General features: G+C 74.0%; 21 protein-coding genes. 10 read left to right on the forward strand and 11 right to left on the reverse strand.

All coding sequences use genetic code 11. The annotated features are described in order from the left end of the window. Positions 1-121: 121 nt before the first annotated feature. A complete protein-coding gene (locus ACFVSN_RS24815) occupies positions 122-1,045 on the forward strand; it encodes a diiron oxygenase (protein ID WP_387956594.1) in 924 nt (307 codons plus the stop codon). A 44-nt stretch (positions 1,046-1,089) separates the two neighbouring features. Beyond that, a complete protein-coding gene (locus tag ACFVSN_RS24820) occupies positions 1,090-2,679 on the forward strand; it encodes an FAD-dependent oxidoreductase (protein ID WP_387956595.1) in 1,590 nt (529 codons plus the stop codon). Here the strand turns inward: ACFVSN_RS24820 and ACFVSN_RS24825 are convergent. Further along, on the reverse strand, positions 2,569-3,249 hold the full coding sequence (locus ACFVSN_RS24825; protein ID WP_387956596.1) for a hypothetical protein: 681 nt from the start codon (positions 3,247-3,249) through the stop codon (positions 2,569-2,571). The two genes, ACFVSN_RS24820 and ACFVSN_RS24825, sit on opposite strands and share 111 nt — an antisense overlap. 1,107 nt (positions 3,250-4,356) lie before the next feature. Continuing rightward, complete coding sequence (locus ACFVSN_RS24830) at positions 4,357-4,503, reverse strand: hypothetical protein (protein ID WP_380506873.1); 147 nt, start codon at positions 4,501-4,503, stop codon at positions 4,357-4,359. A gap of 50 nt (positions 4,504-4,553) precedes the next feature. On the opposite strand from ACFVSN_RS24830, the gene ACFVSN_RS24835 reads away from it, so the two are divergent. Next, positions 4,554-6,842: a PQQ-binding-like beta-propeller repeat protein gene (locus ACFVSN_RS24835; protein WP_387956597.1), complete on the forward strand. Its 2,289-nt coding sequence runs from the start codon at positions 4,554-4,556 to the stop codon at positions 6,840-6,842. Positions 6,843-6,924: 82 nt separating this feature from the next. Further along, positions 6,925-9,297: a PQQ-binding-like beta-propeller repeat protein gene (locus ACFVSN_RS24840; protein WP_387956598.1), complete on the forward strand. Its 2,373-nt coding sequence runs from the start codon at positions 6,925-6,927 to the stop codon at positions 9,295-9,297. Between the two features lie 28 nt (positions 9,298-9,325). Here ACFVSN_RS24840 and ACFVSN_RS24845 read toward each other — a convergent pair whose 3' ends face one another. Both ACFVSN_RS24845 and ACFVSN_RS24850 read right to left on the reverse strand, forming a co-directional pair. Then, positions 9,326-10,399, reverse strand: a complete 1,074-nt coding sequence (locus ACFVSN_RS24845) for a Rieske 2Fe-2S domain-containing protein (protein ID WP_387956599.1) — start codon at positions 10,397-10,399, stop codon at positions 9,326-9,328. Positions 10,400-10,404: 5 nt separating this feature from the next. Continuing rightward, positions 10,405-11,301 carry a methyltransferase domain-containing protein gene (locus ACFVSN_RS24850; protein ID WP_387956600.1) on the reverse strand — a complete coding sequence of 299 codons (897 nt, stop codon included), beginning with the start codon at positions 11,299-11,301 and terminating at the stop codon, positions 10,405-10,407. A 483-nt stretch (positions 11,302-11,784) separates the two neighbouring features. Here ACFVSN_RS24850 and ACFVSN_RS24855 point away from each other — a divergent pair, with 483 nt between their 5' ends. Together ACFVSN_RS24855 and ACFVSN_RS24860 are read left to right on the forward strand one after the other, a co-directional pair. Continuing rightward, positions 11,785-12,279 (forward strand): hypothetical protein, encoded by a 495-nt coding sequence (locus tag ACFVSN_RS24855; RefSeq protein WP_387956601.1) that lies wholly within the window; start codon positions 11,785-11,787, stop codon positions 12,277-12,279. An 84-nt stretch (positions 12,280-12,363) separates the two neighbouring features. Further along, positions 12,364-12,858: a hypothetical protein gene (locus tag ACFVSN_RS24860; protein WP_380441931.1), complete on the forward strand. Its 495-nt coding sequence runs from the start codon at positions 12,364-12,366 to the stop codon at positions 12,856-12,858. 475 nt (positions 12,859-13,333) lie between these two features. Here the strand turns inward: ACFVSN_RS24860 and ACFVSN_RS24865 are convergent, their stop codons facing one another. Next, the gene (locus ACFVSN_RS24865) at positions 13,334-14,470 is read right to left on the reverse strand and encodes a PucR family transcriptional regulator (protein WP_387599734.1); all 1,137 of its coding nucleotides are present in this window, start codon (positions 14,468-14,470) and stop codon (positions 13,334-13,336) included. A 58-nt stretch (positions 14,471-14,528) separates the two neighbouring features. After that, entirely contained in the window at positions 14,529-15,434 is a 906-nt protein-coding gene (locus ACFVSN_RS24870; protein ID WP_387599730.1) for a GntR family transcriptional regulator, read from the reverse strand. 196 nt (positions 15,435-15,630) lie between these two features. Here ACFVSN_RS24870 and ACFVSN_RS24875 point away from each other — a divergent pair, with 196 nt between their 5' ends. Both ACFVSN_RS24875 and ACFVSN_RS24880 read left to right on the forward strand, forming a co-directional pair. After that, positions 15,631-16,443 carry a tyrosine-protein phosphatase gene (locus ACFVSN_RS24875; RefSeq protein ID WP_387599727.1) on the forward strand — a complete coding sequence of 271 codons (813 nt, stop codon included), beginning with the start codon at positions 15,631-15,633 and terminating at the stop codon, positions 16,441-16,443. A gap of 60 nt (positions 16,444-16,503) precedes the next feature. Continuing rightward, positions 16,504-17,067 carry a DUF4291 domain-containing protein gene (locus ACFVSN_RS24880; RefSeq protein ID WP_387599724.1) on the forward strand — a complete coding sequence of 188 codons (564 nt, stop codon included), beginning with the start codon at positions 16,504-16,506 and terminating at the stop codon, positions 17,065-17,067. A gap of 31 nt (positions 17,068-17,098) precedes the next feature. Here the strand turns inward: ACFVSN_RS24880 and ACFVSN_RS24885 are convergent, their stop codons facing one another. Beyond that, positions 17,099-17,977 carry an ABC transporter permease gene (locus tag ACFVSN_RS24885; protein ID WP_387599722.1) on the reverse strand — a complete coding sequence of 293 codons (879 nt, stop codon included), beginning with the start codon at positions 17,975-17,977 and terminating at the stop codon, positions 17,099-17,101. After that, positions 17,974-18,885: an ABC transporter ATP-binding protein gene (locus tag ACFVSN_RS24890; protein ID WP_380506906.1), complete on the reverse strand. Its 912-nt coding sequence runs from the start codon at positions 18,883-18,885 to the stop codon at positions 17,974-17,976. The genes ACFVSN_RS24885 and ACFVSN_RS24890 overlap by 4 nt, the downstream gene beginning before the upstream one ends. 154 nt (positions 18,886-19,039) lie before the next feature. On the opposite strand from ACFVSN_RS24890, the gene ACFVSN_RS24895 reads away from it, so the two are divergent. Beyond that, positions 19,040-20,275, forward strand: a complete 1,236-nt coding sequence (locus tag ACFVSN_RS24895; RefSeq protein WP_380441945.1) for a sensor histidine kinase — start codon at positions 19,040-19,042, stop codon at positions 20,273-20,275. Then, positions 20,272-20,928, forward strand: a complete 657-nt coding sequence (locus ACFVSN_RS24900) for a response regulator (RefSeq protein ID WP_380441947.1) — start codon at positions 20,272-20,274, stop codon at positions 20,926-20,928. Before ACFVSN_RS24895 ends, ACFVSN_RS24900 begins: the two co-directional genes overlap by 4 nt. 176 nt (positions 20,929-21,104) lie before the next feature. Here the strand turns inward: ACFVSN_RS24900 and ACFVSN_RS24905 are convergent, their stop codons facing one another. The 3 genes from ACFVSN_RS24905 to ACFVSN_RS24915 all read right to left on the reverse strand — a co-directional run bounded on the left by ACFVSN_RS24905 (position 21,105) and on the right by ACFVSN_RS24915 (position 24,193). Next, on the reverse strand, positions 21,105-22,196 hold the full coding sequence (locus tag ACFVSN_RS24905; RefSeq protein ID WP_387599718.1) for a hypothetical protein: 1,092 nt from the start codon (positions 22,194-22,196) through the stop codon (positions 21,105-21,107). Between the two features lie 304 nt (positions 22,197-22,500). Beyond that, positions 22,501-22,950 (reverse strand): SgcJ/EcaC family oxidoreductase, encoded by a 450-nt coding sequence (locus ACFVSN_RS24910; protein WP_387956602.1) that lies wholly within the window; start codon positions 22,948-22,950, stop codon positions 22,501-22,503. Positions 22,951-23,011: 61 nt separating this feature from the next. Next, the gene (locus ACFVSN_RS24915; RefSeq protein WP_387956603.1) at positions 23,012-24,193 is read right to left on the reverse strand and encodes an MFS transporter; all 1,182 of its coding nucleotides are present in this window, start codon (positions 24,191-24,193) and stop codon (positions 23,012-23,014) included. Between the last annotated feature and the right edge of the window lie 813 nt (positions 24,194-25,006).

Here is a 25,006-nt window from a genome sequence, read left to right on the forward strand (position 1 = left end):
CCTTTCGCTGTGCGCCCCCGGCCCGTCGCGCGGGGGGTTCTCGGCGGCGGGCTCTTATTGTACTGTCCGTCTAATAAGCGGGTCAGCGGGAACCCGCAGGAGCAGGCACCTGGAGGCAGCCATGGCTCTCACCGACCCGGCGGCGCGGCGGAGGAACGACCAGCACACCGTTGCCGACGACGACGTCTCGAAACGGCTGCTGGACTCGGCCGCCATGCTCTCGTACGACCCGTCGACCGAGATCGACTGGGACGCCCCCCTCCCCGACGAGCACTACGGCCTCAATCCGGAGTGGAGCACGCTCTACGGCACCCGCCTCTGGGACGAGATGACCGAGCAGCAGCGCGTGACCCTCACCCGGCACGAGGTCTGCTCGATCATGAACACCGGCATCTGGTTCGAGATGATCCTCCAGCAGATGGTGCTCCGCGATCAGTACCTCAAGAACCCGGCCGGCTCCGAGTTCCAGTTCGCGCTCACCGAGATCGCCGACGAGTGTCGGCACTCGATCATGTTCGCGCGCGCCTGCCAGAAGATGGGCGTGCCCGCGTACCGGCCGAACAAGGTGGTCGCCAACGCCGGCCGCGCCTTCAAGTCCCTCGCGAAGGGCGAACTCGCCTACGGCGGCATCCTCGTGGCCGAGGAGGTGCTCGACGTCATGCAGCGCGACTGGATGCGCGGCGAGAACGTCCTCGACATCGTCCGCGGCACCTCCCGCATCCACGTCGTCGAGGAATCCCGGCACATGAAGTTCGCCCGCCAGGAGATCCGCGAACGCATGCGGCACGCCGGCCCCGCCCGGCGGCGCACCTCCGCGACGGGCATCGCCATGGGCGCGTACGTCATCGTCACCAGCATGGTGCACCCCGGGGTGTACAAGGCCACCGGACTCGACGTCGCGCGGGCCCTCGCCGAAGTCCGGGGCAACGAGCACCGCAAGGCCATGATGCGCACCAGCTCCCGGCACCTGATGGCCTTCCTCGCCGAGACCGGGCTCCTCACGCAGCGCTCCGCGGCCATCTACCGGCGCATCGACATGCTCTGACGTCCCCCTCCTCCCCCCCACTCAGTGAGGACCCACCCCCGGCCATGGCCTACGCGATCACCCGCACCTGCTGCAACGACGCCTCCTGCGTGTCCGTCTGCCCGGTCAACTGCATCCACCCGACCCCGGACGAACCGGAGTTCGGCACGACCGACATGCTGTACATCGACCCGGCGGCCTGCATCGACTGCGGCGCGTGCGCGGACGCCTGCCCGGTCGACGCCGTCTTCCCCGTCGACCGGCTCCGCGGGCCCGACACCGTGTACGGCGACCTCAACCGGGACTGGTACCGCGACCACCCCAACGACCACGCGTGGGGCGCGCCCACCTTCCCCCGCAGCCTGCCCGACGGGCTCGGGCCGCTGCGGGTCGCCGTCGTCGGCACCGGGCCCTCCGCCGGGTACACCGCGCAGGAACTGCTGCGCACCACCGGCGCCGAGATCACCATGATCGACCGGCTGCCCGTCGCCGGCGGCCTCCTGCGGCACGGCGTCGCCCCCGACCACCAGTCGACCAAGCGCATCGCCGAGAGCTTCGCCGGCGTCTTCCACGATCCGCGGCTGCGGATGTACCTCAACGTCGAGGCCGGCACGGACCTCACCCACGACGAACTCGCCGCCCACCACCACGCGGTGGTCTACGCCGTCGGCGCGGCGGCCGACCGGCGGCTCGGCATACCCGGCGAGGACCTGCCCGGCAGCCTCCCCGCCACCACCTTCGTGCGCTGGTACAACGCCGAACCGACCGTGCCGGCCGACGCGGTGACGCTGTCCTCGTCCTCGTGCGGTCGGGTCGTCGTGATCGGCAACGGGAACGTCGCCGTCGACATCGCGCGCATCCTGCTCACCGACCCCGACCGGCTCGCCACCACCGACATCGCCGACCACGCGCTCGCCGCCCTGCGCGGCAGCCGGGTGCGGGAGGTCGTCCTGCTCGCGCGGCGCGGGCCGGCGGAGGCGGCGTGGACGCGGTCGGAGTTCCTCGCGCTGCGCCAACTGCCGGGGGTGGAGGTGGTGGTGGACTCGTCCGGGTCCGCCCCCGCGCCTCTGCTGGACGGGCTGCCGCTGGTGCGCTTCGACGGCTCGGCGGAGCCCGAGGGGGCTCGCCGCTTGGTGCTCCGCTTCTTTTCCACCCCCACGGCTCTGACCGGGGACGACGGGGGAGTGACGGGGGTCGCGGTCCGGCGGGCCACGGGGGAGCAGGAGGTGATCCGGGCCGGCCTGGTCGTGCGCTCCATCGGCCACCGGGGCGTCCCGATCCCCGGCCTCCCGTTCGACGAGACGACGGAGACCGTCGCCCACCACGGCGGCCGCGTCGACGGCCTCCCCGGCACCTACGTCGTCGGCTGGGCCAAACGCGGCCCGTCCGGCGGCATCGGCGCCAACCGCGCCTGCGCCCGCGAAACCGTCGACGCCCTCCTCGACGACGCCACCGCCCGCACCCTCCCCACCCCGGCCGCCACCCGCAAGGACCTCGACCACCTCATCCGCTCCCGGCGCCCCGACACGGTGGGCCTGAAGGAACTACGAGCCGTGGACCGCGCCGAACGGACCCGAGGCGAAGCCGAAGGCCGCCCCCGCGTAAAGCTGGCCACCGTCCCAGCCCTCCTCGCCGCCGCCCGCTCCAAGCCCTAACCCCACCTCACCCCACCCGACGTCCTGCACATCGCCGCCCCACCCACCGACCACGCACAGGTAGTCGCCCAGCCCGACTTCCTGCGCATCGGCGACCCCTTCGTGCACCCGCGCGCGGCGCCCGTCGGCGCTACTCGTCGCACCCCAGCACCCGCGCGAGAAGTCGGCCCGCCTGACTTCCTGAGCATCGCCGCCCCACCCGGCGGCCACGCGCAGGTAGTCGGCCAGCTCGACTTCCTGCGCATCGGCGACCCCTTCGTGCACCCGCGCGCGGCGCCCGCCGGTGCTGCTCGTCGCGCCGCAGCGCCCGCGCGGGAAGTCGGCCCGTCCGACTTCCTGTGCACCGCCGCCCCCTTCGTGCACCCGCGCGCGGCGCCCGCCGGTGCTGCTCGTCGCGCCCCAGCACCCGCGCGGGAAGTCGGCCCGCCTGACTTCCTGAGCATCGCCGCCCCACCCGGCGGCCACGCGCAGGTAGTCGGCCAGCCCGACTTCCTGTGCACCGCCGCCCCCTGCGCTATTTCGCCCATCGAGCTGCGCACGAGAAGTCGGCCAGCTCGACTTCCTGTGCATTGGCGACCCCTTCGTGCACCCGCACGCGGCGGCCGCCGGTGCTGCTCGTCGCGTTGCAGCGCCTGCGCGAGGAGTCGGCCCGCCCGACTCTTTGCGCATCGGCGTCCACATCGTTCGCTAACGCACCATCTGACGGCGCTACTCTTCGCATGCCAGCACCTACGTGAGAAGTCGGCCCGCCCGACTTCCTATGCAGCGGCGATCCCTGTGCTTTGGGGGTGCACTGAGCCGGACGCCAGGCACCGGCTGACCCCGCACGAGAAGTCGGTCTGCTCGACTTCCTGCGCGCTCGCCCGCCGACCGCCTCTTGCGCGAGGCTCGCCGGCCGGCGTTGGCGGCGTCATCCCTCACGCCGCCGACGAACCAGCGCTAGTGATTCCTTGGCACCCACCGCCCCTCGCGCCGGTCCCGCGTGGGAAGTCGGTCTGCTCGACTTCCTGTACGCAGCTGGCGCCTTCCTCGCCCGCTGGCTTGTACGGGCGGCGCACCCAACCCGCATGGGAAGTCGGCCGACCCGACTTTTGACGCACCAATCCCAACGCCCCAACTCTTGTGCAGCCCACGCGAGAAGTCGGGCCTGCCGACTTCTCGCGTATTGGCTGCTGGGTGGTGTGCAGGGTGGAGTTTCGAGTGAGTGAGTGGGTGTGTGAGAAGTCGGGTTGGTCGACCTCGTGTGCGGGCTTGAGGTGGATTTCGAGGGTGAGCGTGCAAGAAGTCGGCCACGTCGACTTTCTGTGTGTCGGCTGGTGGGTGGCGTGTGGGGTGGGGTCTCCGAGTGAGTGAGTGGTGCGTGAGAAGTCGGGCTCGCCGACTTTCTGTGCGAGCGCGGCGGCTCCGGTTGGCCCTCGCGTGAGCGCACGGGAAGTCGAGCTCGCCGACTTCCTGTGCAGGGGTGGCTCGTAGGGCGTTGTAGGGGAGGGCGGTTGGGGGTGGGCGCACAGGAAGTCGGCTGGGTCGACTTTCTGTGCGAAGTGGGGTGGGGATTCGGGGTGAAGGGGTGGTGGGGGCGTGTCTCCGGTGGGGTGGGGGCGTTGGGCGGGGCGTGAGTGATTGTGTTGCGTCGCTGGGCGAGGAAACGATTCTGCGGGACGTCGCCGGGGTGCCGATCTATGCCGAGTTGGTGCGGCTCTGGTGGGCGGCCGGGCGGGCGGTGCCGGGGGTGGTGGATCCGGTGTGGGAGAGTTTGGCGGCTCCGCCACCGGGGTGGGTGCCGGGCAGTGCCGGGTCGATAAAACCCGGATGATCCACTGTCACCGCACCGCGGTTGGCCCTAGCCTTTGAGGGCTCGCGGGGAGGGGGAGACGGTGGAGCAACTCGGGCCTGCGGATCCGCGACAGGTCGGGCCGTACGCATTGGTCGGACGGCTCGGGGCCGGTGGCATGGGGGCCGTGTACCTGGGCCGGTCGGCCGGTGGGCGGACCGTGGCCGTCAAGGTCGTGCGGCCGGAGCTGGCCGGGGACCCGGGCTTCCGCGCGCGGTTCCGGCAGGAGGTCGCGGCGGCGCGCCGGGTGTCGGGGGCGTTCACCGCGCCCGTCGTCGACGCCGACCCGGAGGCCGTCACCCCCTGGATGGCCACGGCCTTCGTCGTGGGCGTCCCGCTGCAGGAGGCCGTGGCGCGGCACGGCCCGTTACCCGAGGGGACGGTCCGCACGCTGGCCGCCGGGCTCGCCGAGGCCTTGCACGAGGTGCACCGTGCCGGGCTGATCCACCGGGACCTCAAGCCCGGCAACGTGCTGCTGGCGCTGGACGGTCCGCACGTCATCGACTTCGGCATCTCGCGCGCCGCCGACGGCACCGGGCTGACGACGACCGGTTCGGTGATCGGTTCGGCGCCGTACATGTCGCCGGAGCAGGCGCTGGGCGAGCCGCTCGCCCCGGCGAGCGACGTGTTCGCGCTCGGGTCGACGGTCGCGTACGCGGCACTCGGACGGCACCTGTTCGGCGAGGGTGCCGCTGCGGCCGTGCTGTTCCGCGTGGTCAACACCGAGCCGGACCTGAGCGGTCTGCCGGACGGCCTCCGGTACCTGGTGGGCGCCTGCCTCGCGAGGAACCCGGTGCACCGGCCGGCCCCGCGGCAGCTCGTCGAGCTGGTCGAGCGGATCGGCCGTCCCGACACGGCGGGCGGCTGGCTCCCGCAGGCCGTCACGGCGGACGTGCTCGCGATGCGGGGCGTCCTCACCGCGGCACCCGAGCCATCGGAGAGACCGGAGTCCCCGGAGCCACCGGAGTCACCGGCATACCCGCCGCCGGCATACCCGCCCCCGGCATACACGCCGCCCCCGGCCGACGCCCCACCCCGCCAACCCCCGCGTCGCCGGCTCCCGCGCCGTCGCGTCCTGCTGGCCATCGGCGGCGGCGTGCTCACCGCAGCGGGCGCGGCCACCACCGTCGCTCTCCTCCGCGAGCAGGACGTCCACGAGCAGGACGTCCGCGACGTCCACGCGCCGCCCGGAGCCGCCGCCACCACGGGCGCCACGACCACCCGCCCCGCCGTCGCCTCCGTCCCCGAGGCGTCCCTCGCCTGGAAGGTGAACCTGCCGTCCGCCTGCCCCCAGCTCCTCTCCGCCCCCGGCGTGACGGCCTGCATCGGGCTCGGCCACATCTGGGGCGTGGACGACGCCGGGCACACCAAGTGGACGGCGGACGCCGGCTACGCGATGGGCGGCATGCCCCGGAACTTCTCGGCCCTGGGCGGCGACCGCCTCTACACCGTCGGAATGGCGATGGTCGGAGCCGCGCCGAGGAGCGAGCTGGTGAGCGTGAACCCGGCCGACGGTTCGGTCGACTGGCGGCTCCAGCAGGACCACCCGCACGCCGTGGGCGAGCTGCTGTTCGCCGGGGTCCGCGCCGGCCGGGCCTACCTGATCGGCCTCGGCGACGGCGCGGACCGGGGGATCGCGGACACCGGCTTCCACGTGTGGGCGGTGGACCTGGCCGGCCGCCGTACCGCCTGGCTCCACGGCGACCAGGCGCAGCTGCTCGAACTCGCGCTCCTGCCCGGCGACGACCACGCGGCGCTGAGCACCCAGGACACCCTGAAGATGCTGGACGCCAAGGGCGAGGTCGCGTGGGAGCGGAGGATGCCCTCCCTCGGCCTGACCGCCGCCGGCGGCCACTACCTCGTGCCCGACGCCGTCCGGGGCACCCTGACCGCCCTCGACCCGGCCACCGGCAACCCGACGTGGACGACGGACGGCGTCATCGGCGCCTCCCTGCGCGGCGACGGCTTCGCGGCCTCGGCGGACGGCGGCACGGTGCACTGCCTGATGAAGGACGCGGACGGAGGCGTCTCGGTCGCCGCCCTCGACACCGGCAACGGCCGCCCCCGCCACCGCACCCCGCTGCCGCCCGACCCGCCGGACGCCGCGTACCTGGGCGCCCGCCTCCTGCTCGCCGACGGCAACCTCTACCGGATGGGCCCGGACACCGTCCTGTGGGCGCTCGACCCGGCGGACGGCAAACCCCGCTGGAAGTACTCGGGGTTGAAGGGCAAGGACCCGACCACCCTGGCCTGGACGGCCGGCGACGGGCGGCTGTGCGTGTCCGACCCGAGCACGTCCACGGTGACCGCCCTGCACGCGAACGGAGCGTGAGCACGACCGTGCACGACCACCCCGCCCCTGAACCCGCCCCCGCCCCTGAACCCGCCCCCGCCCCCGAACCGAACGGAACCCGATGATGCGGCAGCTGGACCCCGCCGACCCGCCCAGGATCGGCCCGTACGCGCTGCTCGGCCGGCTCGGGGCGGGCGGCATGGGCGTCGTGTACCTGGGCCGGTCGGCGGGCGGACGGACGGTCGCCGTCAAGGTGGTGCGACCCGAACTCGCCGGGGACCAGGGCTTCCGCGCCCGGTTCCGGCGCGAGGTCGCCGCCGCGCGCGCCGCGTCGTCGGCGTTCACCGCGCCGGTCGTGGACGCCGACCCGGACGGGCCCGTCCCGTGGCTGGCGACCGCCTTCGTGCCGGGCATCGGCCTGGACGAGGCGGTGATGCTGGTCGGGCCGTTCCCCGAGCACGTGCTGCGCATCGTCGCGGCCGGGATCGCCGAGGAGCTGCGCGCCATCCACGCGGCCCGGCTCACCCACCGCGACCTCAAGCCGAGCAACGTCCTGCTGGCGCTGGACGGCCCGCACGTCATCGACTTCGGCATCGCGCGGGCGGCCGACGGCACCGCGCTCACCGCCGAGGGCGCGATCTTCGGCACGCCCGCGTACATGTCCCCGGAGCAGGCGCTGGGCCGGACGGCGGGCCCGGCGAGCGACGTGTTCTCGCTCGGCGCGACGCTGGTGTACGCGGCCTCCGGCGGGCGCGGGCCGTTCGACGGCGGGCACCCGCTGGCGGTGCTGCAGAAGGTGGCGGGCGAGGAGCCCGACCTGTCGGCGGTGCCCGGCGGGCTGCGGCTGCTGATCGCGGCCTGCCTGGCGAAGGAGCCGGCGGACCGTCCGACGCCGGAGCAGGTCGTGGCCGCGCTCGCGCAGGGCGGTGCGGGGGCGGTGGCCCAAGGTCCTTGGCTGCACCCGTCGTTGGTGACGCAGATCGAGCGGGCGGCGGCTGTGCTCGCGCCGTCCGTCCCGCCACCGCCCGCGGCGCCGCCCGCGGCGCCCCCTTTCGCACCGCCCGCGGCGCCGCCCGCCGCACCGCCGCAGCCCCAACCAGCCCACGAGCCGGGCGGGCCGACCGATCAGCCCAGGCCCTCCCGCCGCAAGCTCCTCCTGGGCCTGGCCGGGGGAGCCGTGGCGTTGGCCGGGGGCGGCGCCGCGCTGTACTACGCGCTCCCGTCCTCCTCGGACCGGGCCTCCGGCGACGGAGCGAAGCCCTCGACCGCCGCCCCCGGACGCCCCGCCCCCACCGACCTCACCCGCCCGATCGACACCAAGACCGCCGCCACTCCCCTCTGGACCGCCCAACTCGACGAGCCCGCGATCCAGTTGGCCGGCGAGGGCGGCACCGTCCTGGTCGCCGGGATGACCGGCGTCCGCGCCTTCGACCAGTCCGGCCGTCCCCTCTGGGGCCCGCTGTCGAACCAGATGGCCCGTTCGTGGACCGGGCTCGGTTCCGGCGCGTTGGTGGTCGGTGGCGGCAAGGCCTACGCCGGCGGGTTCGTGAGCCTGACCGACCCCCTCAACCTCAACTACGCGATCAAGGCCGTCGACCTCGCCACCGGCACCGTCGCCTGGTCGATCACCCGGAAGGCCGTCGGCCTCACGAACGTCTCCCTCGCGGGCCTGCTCGACGGGGTCCTGTACGTCCACGGGGACGGGACCGTCACCCATGTCGCCCCGCCGGCGCCGCCGCAGTACCAGCAGGCCACCTTCGTCCAGGCGATCGACCCGGCGACGCAGGCGGTCCGCTGGGAGACCACCTACCCCCACACCCAGCCGGTGTACGGGCGGCTCCTGGTGCCGTCCTCCGGCACCCGCGTGCTGTACAACACTGCCACCGCCGACCGCACGATCTCCAAGCTGACCGCGCTCGACACCACCGCCGCCGGGAAGACGGTGTGGGAGCAGCCCGCCCCCGGAGCCGGGACCACGATCACCTCGCTCACCACCCTCCCCGCCTTCTCCGACGGCCCGCACGCTTCGGCCGGCGGCCGGTTCCTGTTCCTCACCGACCACCTCTACGCCCTCGACCCGGAGGGCGGCGCGGTGGCGTGGCAGTCGCCCGGCCGGCCGGTCTTCCAGGCCGCGGCGGCGAGTCCGGACGGCACCGCCGTCTACGCGGCCGCGTCGCAGTTCGAGGGACCGGCGGTGGTCGTGCAGGCCTTCGACGCGAAGAGCGGCGCGGTCCGTTGGTCGGGGTCGCTGCCGATCGGCTCGGTCAACCGGATCGAGGTGTTCTGCGCGGACGGCAACGTGTACGTGTGGGCGCACGGACAGGTGTGGGCGCTCGACCCGGACACCGGCGACGCCCGGTGGAGTTTCGACTTCACGCCGAGCACCGAGACGACCGCCCTGGTGCCGTTCTGGGCGGGCGGCGGAAGGGTCTACGGGCCGACGGACAAGGGCCTGGTCGCGCTCGCGGCGGACGGGAAGGCGGCGCGGAGCTGAGCGGCGGAGGCGCTGGTCCGTCGACCCGTCAGTCCGCCAGCGCCCCCTCCGTCGGCGCCCCGTCGGCGAACGGCTCGGGCCGGACCGCTCCGCCGATCTCCTCGCCGTAGAACTGGCGCGCCCAGCGCCGGAGCAGCCCGATCGAGCGTTCCCCGGGGACCAGGCGCGGCTGCGCCAGGTAGCGCTTGTGGGCGAGCACCGGGCGGTCCTGCTTGACGACGCGCACGGTGCCCCGCAGCGCCACCCACGCCGCCGCCCGGTCCGCCGCCCGGTCCGCCGCCGAGGCGAGCACCCCGGGCAGCCCGGGCAGCCCCGGCAGCCCCGGCACCCTCGGCGCCCCCGGCACCCCCGGTGCCGGCCGGCCGACCGCCACGGCGATCAGCACCGCCGTCCGCCACGGCGCGACCGGTGTGGACAGCACCCACACCCGCAGCCGGCGGCCCAGTCCCGGCAGTTCCGCCACCACCTGGATCGAGCCGAGTCCGGCCAGCGTGACCGGCTGCTCCAGGCTGACCGCGCCGAGGCCGGGGAAGCGGGTGGTCGTGCGCTGGTGGACGGTGAACAGCGGGCCGGCGATCTCCGGCGGGGCGGTCTCCCGGGTGTCCAGGCCGTGCAGGACGGCGGTGTGCCGGAAGTCGACGCTGTTCTCCGCCACCTCCTGCGGGTGCGACAGCACCTCCCCGCGCCACCACGCGAGCGGCACCGCCCCGACCGGCGGTGGGAGTTCCCACGTGGGCGGTTCGTCGGCGATCCCCCGCCAGACGTACAGGATGCCGTCCCGCTCGGCGAGGTGGTTGTGCGTCAGGCCCGCCCGCAGCCGGGTGCCGTCCGGTGCGCCCGTGCACGAGCCGTCCGGCCCGAACGCGAAGCCGTGGAACGGGCAGACCAGGTCCTCGCCCCGGACGGTCCCGCCCGCCCCGAAGTGCGCGCCCAGGTGCGGGCAGTGCGGGCCCACCGCGCGCAGCGTGCCGCGCCGGGTGCGGTACAGCACCACGTCCTCGCCCATCAGGCGGGCCGTCCGCACCCGGCCGGGCGGGACGTCCCGGGCGAGGCCGACGCAGAACCAGCCGCTCGGGTACGGCAGTGGGGCGGCGTTCGTCATGCGGTTCACCTCGGGGGCTCGGCGGCGGAAGCGGGGGAGAGCGGCTTGACGGCATTCGGCTTGACGGCGGTGTGGACGTACCAGGCGACGTATGCCCGCACGGCGTACATCTCCACCGTGGAACGGAGGTTGAGCCAGCGCGCCGGATCGCCGAACCGGCGCAGCACCGCCCAGGGCAGCCGGAAGTACGCGTACACGGCCTCCGTCGTCGGCGCGTAGTACGGCGTCGCGTCCAGTGCCTCCTCGACCTCGAACCCTGCCTCGGCGAGCAGGTGCGGGAGGTTGCGGGCGTGGTAGACCTTGGCGCCCGTCATCACCATCGCGTCCAGGTAGGGTTCGAGCAACGCCCGTGCGTCCGGCGCCATTTCGTTCAACGGGACGGTGCTCATCGGACCGAGCAGCACCAGCCGCCCGCCCGGGCGCAGCACCCGGTGGAGCTCGGCGAGGGCGCGCGGCGGGTCGTAGGAGTGGACGAGCGTCTCCATCGAGTACGCGCCGTCGAACGTGCCGTCGCGGAACGGGAGTCGGTGGAAGTCGCCGCACGAGAAGGTGGTGCGGTCGGACAGTCCCGCGCGGGCGCTCAGCCGGTTCGCCTCGTCGACGTGGAAGTCCAGCAGGTCGACGCCGGTGACCGCGAGCCCGAACCGCACCGCCATCGCCCGCGCCACCACGCCCGCCCCGGCGCCCGCGTCCAGCACCTCGGCGCCCGGCGGGAGCGCGAGCCTGCGGCCGAGCACGTCCTCCAGCTGCCGCTGCGCCCGCCACAGGCGCCACTTCGACTGCCCGGGCTCGGTCCACCCCCAGTGCCGGGCGTTGCGCGCCACCCGGCTGTAGAACAGCCGGCTGCCCGTACGCCCGTAGACCCGGCGCAACCCGGCGAGATCGGGTTCCTGAGCGATCATGCAGACAAGCTAGCCCCGCACGTGAGGCGCGGACTCGCGCGCCACGCGCGGGGCTCGTTCGTTCGAAGTCGTGCGAATTCGTTGCGACGAGATGATCAGCCGACCATCGTCTTCCGCAGCCACGCCGTGATGAGCTCCATCGCCTCGCCCATCTTCGAGATTGCGCAGTGCCCGGTGAAGACCAGGGTGTCGTGCTGCGGGACGTGCAGGGAAGGCCCGGGGCGGCCATGAGGTGGACTGACGTCGGCCGTGCCGGCGGCGCCGCGACCGGCAGGCCGCCTCGGCAGGGCTCCATCCGGCGGGGGTGGGGAAGACGCCCGGAAGGCGGGACGCGCGGAGCCGGTCCCGCCCCGGGCTCCGCAACCCGCGGGCCCACCCTGCGTTGAACCAGCCATGAACAACTACGCTGCACCGCTTGATGCTTGGCAAGGAATCTCACGGAAGGCCGACACCCGCCCGTCGGCCAATCGGCATGTCCTTCCGGTGCTCCACGCCGTACCGCTCGGTGATCGCTGGCTCGTGCAGGTCGACGCGATCGCCCTGGCCGCCTTGGCGGCCATGCCGGACGCGGCGATCGCGTTGCGCAGCAGGCGCGGCTACCTGCCGGAGAGCCCCGGGAACCAGGCGCTCGCCGAGATGCTCCGCCGGCGTCCGCAGGACTTCGGCCTCGTCGGCGGACCGATCGTCCTCGGAGCGGAGAGCCTCCAGTGGGAGGCCGACCGGGTGCGCGGGGGCGGCCGGCTCTGGGTTTCGGGGCTGGAGTGCTACGACGGGTTCCAGCGGCTGGTGATTATGGCCCACGTCGCCCGCGAGTTGCCGCCGCCGGAACTGGTCAAGGCCGTGCTGTGGGTGGTCGTGGTCACCGGTGAGGACCGCCGGCGGACCCGGGACCTGTGCGACACGGCGGACCGGTGCGTCAGTCCGGCCGTTCCGCAGGACAATCTGGGCAGTTGCCCGCACCTCCGGGCCGTGCGGTAGGAATTTGCGGCAGAGGGGAGCTATTTCGACACCCGCCGGGGTGTCGTGTCCGGGCCGCACCCGGTGGGCTTCACGATCGCGGACGTGTTCAGGTCCCTGGCGGCGCTCTCCCGCGGGTCGAGCCCCCGGCTGAGCAATCGGCTGCAGACCGACGAGGGCCTGGACGCGCTCTGGTCGGACCTCGGCAGCGACGCCTACCGGAGCATCGTGCACGAGGACGTGCACGCGATCAGCGTCCAACGGGCCGTCGAGGCGCGGAGGGAGGCGCAGAAAGCGCTCGCCCGGCTCCGGAAGCGCCACAGCACGGGCCACTACAAGCTGCTCGAGTACGCGCCCGAACTGGTGATCTGGGGCGCCTGCCGGATGCTGCCGCGCGCAACGCTGCACGACGGGGGGCGGAACTCGCCGCGCTGGACGGAGATCATCCACGGTCAGCTCCCGGCCGAAACGGAGCGTGTGGCCCACCTGCTGGTGGTGTCCTACGAGCGGCGGCGGGGTGCGAAGCACATGTTCAAGAACGTGGCGCCGAGGCTCGACCTGTGGCTGGAACTGGTGGACGACGTGTTCGGCTGCGGTTAGGGGACCGGCTCTCCGGGGGCGGGACGGGCTTCGGGGCCGCTGCGGCGCGCGGCGGCCGGTCGCGTCGGCACCGTGTCCCCCGACACCGTGACCGACGTGACCGGCATACCCCCCGGGGTGCCCACCGGCTCGTGCCCCCCCGGCACGGTGCCCGGCACCCCCACTGCGGCCGGCGCCACCCCCTGTCGGGCGCCGGCCCACGGCCGTCGGTCCGAACCCGGCGACGACCGTTGGCACCGGGCCGCCCGCACCACCGGACAGCCCGCCGCGGCCGCGACGTCCCCCCGTCGTGGGCCGCGCCCCCGAGCGCGTTCCGGTGGCACCGCACACCTCGGCGCCACGGAGATCGTGACAGTGCGGAGGCCCTCCGCACATTGCCAGGACCCGGCAATCTTGACGCCCCTTTGACACCCGGAAACGCGCGTGTGCCCAAGCACGCCCGCCCGCGTTCATGCGCGCCCGCCGGCCGGCGTCGCTACAGCGGCTGCTCCGGCCAGTTCAGGAGCCGGGCCCCCATGGCCGCCGTCTCCAGCGTGAAGCGCTGGAGGGCGTCGGACGGGTCGTAGCCGGTCAGGGCCTTGATCCGCTCCAGGCGGTAGCCCAGGGTCCGGACGCTCAGGCCCAGGCGGCGGGCGGCCTCCGCGTTGACGTAGGCCGTCTCCGACTGGACCACGATCGTGTCCAGCAGCGGGCGGGCCCCGCCCCTCGCCTCCGTCAGCGGGCCCAGGACCGTCCGTACGAGGTCCGCCATGGCCGCGCGGTCGCGCATCAGCACCGGGAAGACGAGCAGCTCCTCCGCCTTCAACTGCCGTGCGGGGAGGGCGAGCCGCTCCGCGTAGTCGAGTGCCCCCAGTGCCTCCTCGTAGCTGCGCAGCACCCCGCTCGCGCCCGAGTGGCGGCGGCCCGTCGCCACCCGCCGGACCGGGCGGTAGCCGGTGCCGGGGCGCAGAGCCAGTTCGGTGAACGCCTCCAGCACCACGCGTTCGCTGTCCGGGGCGATGCACACCAGCCGACCGTCCTTGCCGGTCAGCAGGACGCCCCGTTCGCCGAAGCGCCCGACCAGTTCCCGTTCGACCCGGCTCACCAGGTGGTGCACGTGGTGCGCGTCCGCCGCGGGCCCGTCGACGGCGGCCACCGCGACGGCGTAGGCGCTGGCGAGCCGCAGGCCGAAGCGGTCGGCGCGTTCGGCGAGGGCGCCGAGGTCGGTGCGGCCGTGCAGCAGGTCGTCGATGAACTCCCGCCGTGCGGACTCCTCCTGGCGCACCGCCATGCGCTGGGCGCGTTCGTGGCCCTCGCCGAGGGCGGCGAGGGCGGCCTCGGTCGCGGCGAGGACGGCGTCGCCGGTGCGTCGCAGGTCGCCGACGCCGCTCGCGGCGGTGACGTCCGGCAGGGTGTGCCAGGCCCGGCGGGTGGCGGCCAGGCCGTGGGCGACCACCTCGCGCAGGCCGTAGCCGGCTTCGGCGCAGTGCTCGCCGAGGGTGCGCAGGTGCTCCAGTTCGGCGCGGCGCGGGAGCCGGCCGGTGCGGGCGACCTGGGCGAGCAAGTCCGTGCAGGCGGTGGCCAGTTCGGCGGGTATGCCGGGGTCGGGTCCGGGTTCGTTCCCCGCCGTCATCGTGTTCCGCCCCGCTCTTCGTTCGTGCCGCTACCGGCGCGGAACCCTAGCAGGACCGCTACGGCCCGTCCGGCCCAGGCCTGCCCGCCGCCGAGTCGCCGGGCCCAGGCCCGTCCGGCTCGGGCCCGCCCGCCGCCGAGTCGCCAGGCCCAGGCCCACCCGTCCCAGGCCCGCCCGCCGCCGAGTCGCCCGGCTCCGCTCCCAGCGGCTCGCGGAAGTGCAGGACGAAGCGCGCGCTGCTGCCGTCGATCCGCCGCCGCACGTACAGCGCCGGGGCGCCGTCCGGGGTGCAGCTGACGCCCTCGCGCACGAGCAGCGGCGTGCCCGCCGGGACGCCGAGGAGTTCGGCGTCGGCGAGGTCGGCGCCGATCGCGCCGAACGCCCGCCAGTCGTACTCCAGCTCGACCCCGGCGGCGCGGGCGAGGTCGAGCACCAGGTTGCCGGGCCGGCCGGGCCGGACGAGCTCCGCGGGCAGCGGCCCGAACGGCACCCAGTAGCTGCACGCCGCCCGGGCCCGCCCGCCGAGGCGGATCACCGTGTCGACGCGGGACAGCTCGCCCGGCCCGCGGCCCAGCTGCCGGGCGGCCTCCTCGTCCTCCGCCGAGCCGGCCACCGGCCGCGCGCCCAGCACGAACTCCCCGTCCCCGCCCTCCGGGGCGCCCGGCAGCGCGCTGTGCACGCTCCCGAGGTCGAACCGCTGGCTGCGCGGGTCCACCGTGATCGAGACGCGCACCGCCGGCGGCCGGACGAACGTGCCGACCCCGCGCCGGATCTCGACGACGGCCGCGCGCTCCAGCTCCGCCACCGCCTGCCGGACGGTGAGCCGGTTCACACCGAACTCGGCGCTCAGCTCCGGTTCGCTGGGCAGCCGGGCGCCCGCCGGGTACGCGCCGGCGTCGATCCGCTCCTGGAGCTGTCGCGCCAGGCGGCGGTAGAGGGGGGTGCTGGGAGGGTTGGTCGCCACGGGCACGATCCTACGAAGCTCCCGGCCCGACGATTCCCGTCCGGCGCGGGCCCCGGCTCGACGATCCGGCCCCGGAGCGGTGCCATGGAAGGTAGCCCCGGGGGATGGCGGCTTGCCCGCGACCCCCCGGAGCGGTTAGACATCTGGACGACACATCTAGATGTCTAGATGTCCTCTCGAAAGGCATAGGCCGCGCATGTCCCTGGTCAACTTCCGCGACTCCGCCGTCCTCGGCGACCCCGAGGGCCTGCGGGTGCGCCCCGGTGTGCTCTACCGCTCCGCCCAGCCGTTCCCGGCCGCCGACGCCGCCACCGTCGAGCAGCTGCGGGCCTGCGACATCCGCACCATCGTCGACCTGCGCGACGGCTCCGAGACCGACCCGGCCGACTGGGCCGCCGCCGAGTCCGCCGGGATAGCCGTCGTCGCGGCCCCGGTGAACCCGGCCACCGACGGCCTCGCCGAGCGCTTGCGCACCATGACCACCGCCGCCGACCTCGGCGACTTCTACGTGCTGATGGCCGAGTCCGCCCCGGCCGCCGTCGCCGCCGCCGTCGAGGCCGCGGCCCGTCCGGGCGCCGTCCTGCTGCACTGCGCGGCCGGCAAGGACCGCACCGGGCTGCTCACCGCGCTGCTGCTCGACCTGCTGGGCGTCCCGGCCGAGCTCATCGTCGCCGACTACGTCCGCACCGCCGACGCGCTGCCGCAGATCTTCGCCGGTCTCGCCGACCGCCACCGCACCGCCCTCAACGAGCGGCCCGACCTGCACATCCCGGCCCCGCTGCTGCAGGCCCCGGCCGAGGCGATGGCCGTGTTCCTCGACCTGGTCCGCACCCGCCACGGCGGCGCCGCCGCCTTCCTCCCGGCCTGCGGCGTGAGCGCGGAGACGCTGGCCGCGTTCCGCACCAAGGCCTCCGCCGATGCCTCCGCCAAGGCCTCCGCCGATGCCTCAGCCGGTGCCGCCGCCGATGCCGCCGTCAGTGCCGGCGTCGTGGAGCCCGCCGCAGGCTGAGGCCCGGGAGCCCGCAAATCCCGTTGCCGCCGCCCGCCCCTCCTGGCAACGTGCGTCGGCATGACCGCGCTGTACGGGATCCGGGCCGACCACGACGAGCGGACGATCGTCCTCTACCAGGCGTACGCCCCCGCCGTCGCCGACCCGGCGCTCGCGGCGGGCCGGTTCGTGGCGCCGTTCTCGTTCCGGCGGATGACCTGGATCAAGCCGTCGTTCCGCTGGCTCATGCACCGCAGCAACTGGGCCCGCAAGCCCGGCCAGACGCGGGTGCTGGCGGTCCGGATCACCCGCGAGGGCTGGGAGGAGGCCCTGGCCCGGGCGGTCCTGACGACGGCGCACCCGGACGAGGTCGCGGATGCGGCCGTGCACGTCCAGTGGGACCCGGAGCGGACGCTGCGCGGGGGAGCGCTCAACCACTACAGCATCCAGGTGGGGGTGGGCCGTTCGCTGATCCGGACGTTCGCCGACGAGTGGGTGGTCGGCCTCACGGACCTCACGCCGCGGGTGCACCGGATCGCCGACCTGGTCCGGGCCGGCCGGGCGGCACAGGCCGAGCGCCTGCTGCCGCCCGAGCGCCCGTACCCGCTGCCGGCCGCGATCGCCCGCCGCCTGGGAGCGGACTGACCTCCGCGGGTCCCGCCGCCCCGGCCCGTCCTCACACGTCCCGCCGCCGTACCAGGACGACCGTCACCGCCACCGCGGCCACGCCCCACACCCCCATGGTGATCCACGAGTCCAGCACGCTCGGCGCGTACTTCCCCATCGTGGTCGTCGAGTTCGGGTTGATGGCGAGCCGCTGCACGGTGGCCAGCGGCAGGTGGGTGCCGATCTCCTTGAGCCACCGGTAGCGGTCCCCGCCGAACATCATCGGCAGGATGAACAGCAGCATCACCAGCGAGACGATCGACGCGGTCGCGTGCCGCAGCAGCGCCCCCAGCGCCATCCCGATCAGCGCGCAGACCGGCACGATCGCCGCGTACCCGAGGACCGCCCGCAGGCAGCCGTCGTCGGTGATGGACAGCCCGACGTGCCGGGAGGCCAGCATCGCGTTGGTGGCGAAGAAGGAGACCACCGACACCACCGCCCCGGCGAGCGTGGTGATCCCGCCGATCAGCAGCACCTTGGCGCCGATCACCCCGCGCCGGTCGGGCACGGCGGCGAACGTGGTGCGGATCAGCCCGGTGGTGTACTCGCCGAAGACGGTGATCGCCCCGAGGCTGCCCGCCGCGACGGCCATCAGCGCGCTCGAAATGCTGCCGAGCCCGTGGTACAGCGGGTCGTACCGGTACGGCGGCATGCCGGGCATCCGCGCGGGCGGGTGGTCGATGTACGTCAGGTCGGTGTGGACGGCGTTGATGTTGACCGCGATCGCCACCAGCGAGGCCAGCGCGAGCACCCAGTAGGTGGACCGCAGCGAGCGGAGCTTGATCCACTCGGCGGCGAGCAGGTCGGTGAAGCGGTGCAGCGGCGCCTCGGGGTGAAGCGGCGCCGCGGGCTGGAGCGGGGCTGCGGGCTGAACGGTCACGGTACTCATCGGGCATCTCCGGCCAGGTACTCGACGCTGTCGGCGGTCAGGGACATGAACGCCGACTCCAGGGAGGACGTACGGGGGGCGAGCTCGTGCAGCACCACGCCGTGCCGCAGGGCCAGTTCGCCGATCCGGGCGGCGGGCAGGCCGGTCACCAGGCCGGCCTCCGGGCCTTCGCGCCGCACCTCGGCGCCCGCGTCCGTCAAGACCGGTACCAGTGAGGCGAGTTCGGGCGTCCGCACGGCCACGCCCGCCACCGCGTGCCGGGCCGAGAAGTCCGCGAGGCTCTCGTCGGCGATCAGCCGGCCCCGGCCGATCACGATCAGCCGGTCGGCGGTGTGCTCCATCTCGGCCATCATGTGGCTGGAGACGAAGACCGTCCGCCCCTCCTCCGCGAGCCGCCGGAACAGCCCGCGCACCCACAGCACGCCCTCCGGGTCCAGCCCGTTGAGCGGCTCGTCGAAGAGCAGCACCGGCGGATCGCCCAGCAGCGCGCCGGCGATGCCCAGCCGCTGCTTCATGCCCAGCGAGTACCCGCCGATCCGGCGCCCGGCGGCCTTGCCGAGCCCGACCTCCGCCAGCACCTCGTCCACCCGCCCGAGCGGGATCCGGTTGCTGCGGGCCAGCGCCGCGAGGTGCGCCCGGGCGCTGCGCCCGCCGTGCACGTCCTGCGCGTCCAGCAGGGCGCCGACGTGCCGCAGGCCGCGCGGGCGCCCGGCGAACGGGACGCCGTCGACGGTGACGGTGCCGCCGGTGGGCGTGTTGAGCCCCAGGACCATCCTGAGGGTGGTGGACTTGCCGGCGCCGTTGGGGCCGAGGAAGCCGGTGACGGTGCCCGGCCGGACGGTGAAGGACAGGTCGTCGACGGCGAGCTTGTCGCCGTACCGCTTGTTGAGTCGCTCGATCTCGATCACGGGGACAACGGTGCCGGTCGGAGCCGTGCACGGGCATCGGGCGACGGGACACACCGCGCGGCCCACGGGACACACCGCGCGACCGGTGCAGTGGCCCCGGGGATTAGGCCCGTGGGCCACTGTGCGGCGCACGGATGATCGATACGATCGGGCGATGATCATCGAAGCCCGCCCGCCGCTGCTCCGGCGCCTGCCCCCGGGCGTGTGGGTGGCGGCGTTCTGGGCGGCCGTCGTCGTCTTCCGGTTCTTCACGCGCGCCGACGAACTGCGCCACCTCCTCACCTATGACGGCAACCCCGAGGACATGCCGCTCGTCGTCACGGCGGTCGTCACCACGTCCGTCGCCGCGCTGCTGGTGCGCCTGCCGCTCGCCGCCATCGCGGTGGCGCTCGCGGGCGGCCTCTTCTCGCTCGGCATGTGGAAGGTCCCCGAGACGACCGTCCTCCAGTTCCTGATCGCCGACGCCGTCGTCGGCTACTGCGCCGCCACCCGCACCCGGCTCGTCTCCCTCTGCGCCGCCGGGATGCCGCTCGCCATGCTCCTCGGACTGTTCCTCTGGGGCGCCCTCAACGGCTACCCCGTCAACCCGATGGCCTACGGCGGCATCGGCGCGACCGTTGCCATCGCCTGGCTCGTCGGCAACACGATCCACCAGAGCCGCCGCCACACCGAAGCCCTGCGCGGGCGCGCCACCGAACAGGCCGTCACCGCCGAACGGTTGCGCATCGCCCGCGAGTTGCACGACATGGTCGCCCACAACATCGGCATCATCGCGATCCAGGCCGGCATGGGCCGCCGCGTCATGGACACCCAGCCCGCCGAGACCCGCAACGCGCTCGATGCCATCGAGGCCACCAGCCGCGAGACCCTCGCCGGACTGCGCCGCATGCTCGGCGCGCTGCGGCAGGGCGAGGGCGAGTCCGCGCCGCTCGAAGTCGCGCCCGGACTGGCCGAGTTGGACCGGCTCGTGGCGAACACCGCGGTCGCCGGCGTCCGCGTCGCACTCACCCGCACCGGCGAGCCGCGCCACCTGCCCGCCGACGTCGACCTCGCCGCCTTCCGGATCGTCCAGGAGGCGGTGACCAACGTGGTCAAGCACTCCGGGACGAGGGACTGCCACGTCACCGTCGACCACCGCCCGGACGAGGTCGAGGTCACCGTCGTCGACCTGGGCGTCGGTGCCGGCGCGGGCGGCGGCTCCGGAGCCGGCCCGGGCCACGGCTCGGGCCCGGGGCGCGGATCCGGCACCGGCTACGGCATCGCCGGCATGCGCGAACGGGTCAGCCTGCTGAACGGCGAGTTCAGCGCCGGCCCGCGCCCCGAAGGCGGCTTCCGCGTCGCCGCCCGACTACCGCTCCCCGCGGACTTCCCCCTGGAGGTGGGACCGTGATCCGAGTCGTCCTGGTCGACGACCAGCCGCTCATCCGCACCGGCCTGCGCGTGCTCATCGCCGACACCCCCGACCTGGAGGTCGTCGGCGAGGCCGGCGACGGCGCCGAGGCCGTCGACCTCGTCACCCGGCTGCGCCCGGACGTCGCCGTCATGGACATCCGCATGCCCGGCGTCGACGGCATCGAGGCCACCCGCCGCATCGCCGCCGACCCCGGCGTGGACACCCACGTGCTCGTCCTCACCACCTTCGACGACGACGACTACGTGTACGGCGCGCTGCGCGCCGGCGCGAGCGGGTTCCTCGTCAAGGACCTCGCCCTGGAGACCATCCTCGACGGCATCCGCGTCGTCGCCGCCGGGGACGCCCTCATCGCGCCGAGCGTCACCCGCCGTCTGATCGGCGAGTTCGCCGCCCGCCCGCAGTCCGCGCCGACCCCGCGCCGGCCCGTCGCCTCGATCGTCACCGAACGCGAACGCGAGGTGCTCACGCTGGTCGGGCGGGGGCTGTCGAACGCCGAGATCGCCGCGGAACTCGTCATCAGCGTGGCCACGGCGAAGGCGCACGTCGCCCGGCTCTTCGCCAAACTCGACGCCCGCGACCGGGTCCACCTGGTCATCCAGGCCTACGAGTTCGGCCTCGTCGCACCGTAGGTCCCGACGGCGGCTCCGCGCCCCTATCCCCCCGGGCACGGCAAAGCGCCGGGGCGGGCCCGCACTGCCCGCCCCGGCGCCTGTTTTCCGGCGGCCTTCAGATGGTTCTCACGTGGTGCTCAGACGGTTGCCCGGATGGTTGCCCGGACGGGTGCCCGGACGGGTGCCCGGACAGTTCAGGGAACGACCGGGTGCGAGATCTCGCAGCCGCCCGCGCCGCCGTTGTAGTCGTTCGCCCAGGTGCCCTGCATCGCGAACGAGCCCGTCGCGAGCGTCACGTTCTGCGCGCCGCCCACGCCGCCGGTGCCCTTCCAGGCGCACTTGTCGGCGTTCTCGGAGCCGGACGAGTCGGTCCAGCCGCCGGCCGGGTTCTGGTCGGTGATGGTCTCGGAGTACTCGTGGCCGTACACCATCGTCACGCCGTCCAGCAGGCCCGCGGTGCCGGTGTTGACGTAGTTCTGGCCGCACGAGGTGCCCATGTCGGTGACGTACGGGTCGTTGGTGAACGCGATGTCGCCGTACGGGGAGGAGGCCGCGCCGCCGCTCAGGGTGGAGTCGCCGTTCCAGTCGTGCCAGGCGCAGAAGCTGCCGGAGGTGGTGTTGAAGCCGTCCGGGTGGGTGCCGGTGGGGGAGAGCACCACGTACTGGACGTTGCGGTTGGCCGCACCGGTGGTGTTGCCGAAGTGCCCGGCGGCCTTGATCGCCTCGTTGGCGATCTGGTTGCCGGTGGCCTGGCCCGGGGCGGCGGCCGACGGGTCGACCCAGACGCCGGCCAGCGCGCCGCCGGTCGGGTAGCCGACGTGGGCGGCGGTGGACGGGCAGGAGGTCGCGCCCTTGGTGATGCCCTCGCAGTACTGCGTCATGACGCCGGACCAGGTCTCGTTGTTCGTGCCCAGGCCCTTGAACAACTGCTGCGCGCGGACGGCGATGCCGCTCGGGTCACCCGAGAGCGTGGTGTAGCCGTTGGCGTCGGTGCCCTGGGTGCCCCACTGGGAGCCCCAGAAGACCAGGTACACCCTGGGAGCGCCGGTGGTGACGCCGATGCCGTCGACACCGCCGCCGTAGTTGAGGTTCGACGTGCGCTTCCCGGCCGCGGCGGCGCCGGCCTCCTTGGTGGGGACGACGCCGTGCCGGTACGGGTGGGTGTGCCCGGCGAACTCGCTGCCGGGCTGGTCCGCCTGCGCGGGTGCGGCACCGGCGAAGCCGGCGGCGGCCAGCACCAGCGAGGAGAGGCCGGTCAGGACTCTGGAGGTGGGGGACATGCCCATCGTGAGGGTTCCTCTCTGCCGCCGGCGCGGAGGTGTGGGGTGCGCCGGCGGTTCATGGGGCCGAAAGGGTGGCCCGAAGCAAAGCAGAGCCGCTGAAAGCGGGTCAACGAGATCGGGAGCAAAGGAAACCCAGCCGTACCGTAGCGAACTCCAAAAGCGGGCAGGTCAGGGCACGTCCATGCGCGTAGCGACGCCTTCTATCAACATTCGGAGGGGAGTTCCGCAACAGTATGGAGACCGTCCACACAACACGTCGGGGCCCCGGCCGGGTTGGTCCTCCCGGTCGGGGCCCTGGCGCCTCACGTCAGTTGCTGGCGGGCGGCTCGGCGGCGGGCGGCTCGACGGCCGTGTTCTGGCCGGCGACGATCCGCCAGCCTTCGTCCTGCCGCGCGACGATGTAGAGCGTCGCCCCGCGCACGCCGTCGACCGGGTTGCCCGCCCGGTCGGTCGGCTGCTGGGCGACGTTCACCGCGATGACGTCGGGCGCGATCTCCAGCAGCTTGACGACGTCGTAGCGCGCGTAGAAGTCCGCGAGGAACCCCTTCAGCGCGGGCCCGCTGAACTCGGCGATCGACGCGCGGTCGTCCAGCCGCAGGCCGCGGGCGTTCGACCACGACGTCCGCCGCGCGAACTGCGCGGCCAGCGCGTCCCCGTCCTTCTCGTTGAACGCCCGCTCCAGCGCCTTCACCACCCCGGTCGCGGCCCGCCGCACGTCCTCCGGGACGGACCCCACCACCAGCACGTCGTTCGTCATGACCTGACCTCTCGCCTCTCGCCCGTCGCATCGACGGATCGGATGCGACCATTCGATGAGCTCAAGCGCCCTTGAGGTCAAGTGCCGTCCCGCGCAAGGAGTCCGGCCCCGGCACCACCAGCGCCGCGACCAGCGGGAACGCCACCACCGCCGCGTACGCCCACGCGTAGCCCGTCACGCCGATCAACGCACCGGCCGTCGGAGCGACGCCCGCCGCCACCGCGTTCTGCACCGTCGTGTGCACCCCCAGCGCGCGGCCCGCCCACGAACCGCCCGCGTACTCGGCCACCGCCGTGAACGACAGCCCGTTCGTCGACACCGTCACCACGCCCGCGGCCATCAACGCCACCGTCGCCGCCGCCGAGCGCGCGAACGCCCCCGCCGCCAGCACCGCCAGTACGCCGGCCGCCGTCAGCGCCAGACGCCGCATCGGCACCGTCCGGCTCCCCGCCCGGTCCGACCACCACCCGGCCGCCAACCGCGCCCCGGCCCCCGCCACCTGCACACCCGCCAGCACCGGACCGGCCGTCGACGGCGACCAGCCGCGCTCCTCCACCAGGAACACGAACGCGAACACGGACACCGTGAACTGCGGCACGACCAGCAGGGTCGCCGCACCGTGCAGCCGCCACAACACCGGCGTCCGGTACGGGTTCCCGCGCTTCTCCCCGGAGCCGCCCCCGAGCCGCGCCGGGTCCCGCACCAGCACGACGACCAGCAGTGCCGCGGCCACGCTCAACGCGCCGAGCACCGCCAGCGCCAAGGACCGTCCGTGTGCGGCCAACGGTGGCAGCAGGAGGGCCGCCAGCGCGACTCCCAACGGCAGCGACGTCTGCCGCAGCCCCATCGCCAACCCGCGCTCCCGCGCCGGGAACCACCCGAGGATCAACCGCCCGCTCGACGCGTGCGCCGACGCCCCGGCCGCCCCCGCGACCAGGAAGCACACCGCCAACCCGACCGTCCCGTGCACCGCCGACGCCCCCAGCAGCACCAGGCCCCCCACCCCGAGCCCCGACGCCAGCACCCACCGCTCCCCCCAGCGGTCCGCCGCCGCACCCCAGGCCGCGAGCGTCAACACCAACCCGATGGTGGGACAGGCCGCCACCAACCCCGCCTGCCCCAGGGACAACCCGCCCGCCCGCAAGGCCGGAATGAGGTACGGCAACCCGAACTGGAACGCACACCCCGAGGCCATCGCCACCATCCCGACGACCAACACCACCCACCGCCGCCCATCACCCATACCGCCCACCCAACCCGACCACCCCCACCCCGGCCACCCCCGCCCACCCAATGGACACCCCACCCGCAAAACATCGCCCACGCCGCAGCCCCAGCCGGCCCCACGTCGCTTCACCCGTGCCCTTATGGCCGGGCACGAGAAGTCGGCCGCCTCGACTTCCTACGCGCCTCAGCCCCAGCCGGCCCCGCGTCGTTTCGTCCGCCCCCATATCACCAGGCGTGAGAAGTCGGCCGCCTCGACTTCCTACGCGCCTCAGCCCCAGCCGGCCCCGCGTCGCTTCGCCCGTGCCCTTATCGCCGGGCGTGAGAAGTCGACGTGCCCGACTTCCTGCGTCCCACCTCGCCAACGGCTCCGCGTCCGGCGGTGTCGGTTCCACCTACTCTGCACGCTCTGACGAAAAGTCGATGAGGCCGACCTTTCGTCAGCGCTCCGCTCATGGGCCCCTTATCGCCGGGCGCGAGAAGTCGGCGGGCTCGACTTCCTGCGTGCCCCTGCCCCAGGTGGTGCTGCGTTGCTTCGCCTGCCCCCTCAACGGCCGGGCACGAGGAGTCGACGGGCCCGATCTTCCGCGCGTCACCCGGCCGCTAGCGGTGCCGCGTCGATTCGCCCAGCTCCCAACCGCCGGACACAGGAAGTCGGTTGGCTCGACTTCCTGTGTCCGGCAGGATCCGCTTTCCGACCGTGTTGCTTCCAACTGTTGGCCTGCGTGGCTGTGCCTGCTGGCTTGCGTGCGCGCGGCCGCCGGTTGGGGTGGGTGTGCAGGGTGCGTGGGAGGTCGAATTGGCCGACTTCCTGTGCGGGCGCCTCCACTCA

The organism is Kitasatospora sp. NPDC057904, assembly GCF_042887925.1.
Classification (GTDB): Bacteria; Actinomycetota; Actinomycetes; order Streptomycetales; family Streptomycetaceae; genus Kitasatospora.